Here is a 2,463-nt window from a genome sequence, read left to right on the forward strand (position 1 = left end):
GGATTGGAAGTCCGAGCTGCCGCCCGCCAGAGGGCTGCCGCAGACGGACTTTCCGAAGGACATTGCTGCGATGGCTAACAGTGGCGGTGGCACGATCGTCTACGGGATCGAGGAGTCGCAGAAGGCAGCGATCGAGCGCCGCGACGCCGGGGAACTCGACGAAGCCCATGAACGCGCTCTGCGAAGTGCGGCCATTACAGCGATCAGTCCACCGATATTCGGGCTCGGTATCCATGTTCTCGGCGAACCCGGAAATCGAGCGGTGGCAATCGTCGTTCCGGCCAGTGTCGACGGACCCCACCTCATCTACCGAAACGAGTATTTCGGGGCACCTATCCGAAACGACGCCGACACCGTGTGGATGAAAGAACGCCAGATCGAAGCCATGTACCGGGCGCGGTTCGACGAGCGCCGGCACGAGGCAGAAGCGCTCGCGAATCTCTACCAGGATGCGGCCGCCGGCAGGGACATCGATAAGCGCGCCTGGCTCATCGCCGTGGCCCATCCCCGCCTACCAGCCGCCCAGACCACCCGCCCAACTCAGGACAAGGCGCGCGAGATATTCGGAAGCGCTGAATCCCTCGCGCTGACCTACGCGGGCCGTGGTGGCATCCATCCCCTCGAATCGGTGGATCTCCTCAACCCGCGTCCCGGTCTTCGTCGTTGGATTGCAGCGAACACCGCCACTACGGAACGTTCGCGCTGGAGAGAGGCATGGGTGAGCGCCCATCACGACGGGGCCATCTCCCTTGCCGCCGCGATTGGTGGGCACCCCGCCGCGGCGGAGCGGTACAACCCGGGCCATCTCATCGACTCTTCGGCCGTTGAATGCGCAGTCGCTGATCTCATGGGCATGATCCGAGCCGTGAGTGAACGCCGAGGCACGAACGAGTACGAGGCAAGTATCGGGATCGAATGGACCGGCGGAACACCTCTAGTCATCCAGTCGGCCGATAAGTTCGGACATCCTTTCGTGGATAATTCAATCCCTCTGGCTCGCTATAGCCCGGTGTTGACAACCGTCCGTGCGGATGCCGACAGCCTGGGCTTCTTCCAGCAGGTCCATGATCTTGCGGAAGACTGCATCAACCAGGGTGGACTCACCGTCGTCCGGATGATTCATCCACCGTCCCCGAGCGAGGGCTAGCGTCGCCCGTCAGTTCGTCAGCTCTTTCTGGTAGTCGCTGAGGAACTCATCGCTCGGATGGAAGCCGAAACCCTGAAAAATTGACTTGGACATCTGCACGGCGAGCGTACGTGGATTCGCAAGCAATTCAGTGACCGGCACCTCAACGGACGCGGTCAGCGACTCGTCGTGTGTCCTGTGATCACCATGAAGGTCGTGTTTCGCGTGGTCGGCGACCAGGATGCGTCCCGCAACGCCACACAACGTGGCTTCGATCGTCATCTGGGGTGGCGTAGTCGTCGACTGCGCAAGCCGTGCTGCCAGCTCGACTACCTCCGTGAGGTAGAACAGCACTTCCCAAATGGGGATCATCTCGGGATGGTCAGTGAACTCGGTCATCACCACGCGGCGGTGAAGGAATTGCCCTGAGGTTGAAAGCCGCCACTTCTCCTCATGCGGGGTGATTCGCGCGTCGACGTCCGATCCGATACATGCTGTCCGGTTGAGTATTTCTCCGGTGTATGGGACTGGCCATCCGCGCATTCGCACGGTTGACCGCTCGATGATCGATTCAAGCATTGAGCGGCCGAAGCGGTTGGAGCGGAAGGGTTTCGGACGAATCGAGATGTCCCAGTGAGCGAGACCTCGGCGTGCATACTCATCATCGCCGGACCACAGCGACGTAGCTTCCTTGACGAATTCCTCGGTGACAGAGTGCGGCGCGCTGGCACGTTCCGAAATGTGCAGCTCGACGCCGGCGTTCTGCGCGGTGGCCACGAAATCGCGAAGCGCGTTCTGTGTGGCGATCGAGAGAACGTCACGCATCTCCACATGGGACGCGACCTCACTGGTCTCCGGCATGCGCCGGTTGCGCACATAGAGAGCGCCTTGGCGTAGGACCTCATCCTTGCCGAGGTTGTAGCCCTTTGCACACAGGTGGGGGATGTCAGTGAAGCAGTCGACCTGGATGACGACTACCTTGTCGCCGCCTGCCAGTGCCACTGCGGAGATTTCGAAGGTCATCGGTGGGTCCGCGTAGGTCGAGAAAGCGCTCGACACGGTGTCGAAGTCAGTCCACTCGGCAACTTGGTCGTTGCTTAGTCCTTCGATTACGAGGCCGCCCTTGCTCTCGGCGATTCCGAGCACTACGTGTCCGCCGTCGCGTAGGTTTGCCATGCTCAACGCGGCGCGGACGATCTTCGCGAGGTAGTACTTCTTATCCGTATCGACCTTCGGTGCGCCCTTGAACTCGATGCCGCGAGTCTCGTGCCCGACGTCCTCGATGTGCTGCTCGATCTCAGCCGCTGTCAACATGCCCGATGACGTTACCGGCGACC

General features: G+C 61.3%; 2 protein-coding genes. One reads left to right on the plus strand and one right to left on the minus strand.

What is annotated here, in order from left to right:
- Positions 1-1,147, plus strand: a 1,147-nt coding sequence (locus tag ACFVXN_RS18320) for a helix-turn-helix domain-containing protein (RefSeq protein ID WP_389235917.1), incomplete at its 5' end; no start/stop codon positions are given.
- A 9-nt stretch (positions 1,148-1,156) separates the two neighbouring features.
- Here the strand turns inward: ACFVXN_RS18320 and ACFVXN_RS18325 are convergent.
- Positions 1,157-2,463 (minus strand): ATP-binding protein (locus ACFVXN_RS18325; protein WP_389235920.1); only part of this gene is annotated, 1,307 nt, incomplete at its 5' end.

It is taken from the genome of Cellulomonas sp. NPDC058312 (assembly GCF_042880135.1).
Classification (GTDB): Bacteria; Actinomycetota; Actinomycetes; order Actinomycetales; family Cellulomonadaceae; genus Cellulomonas.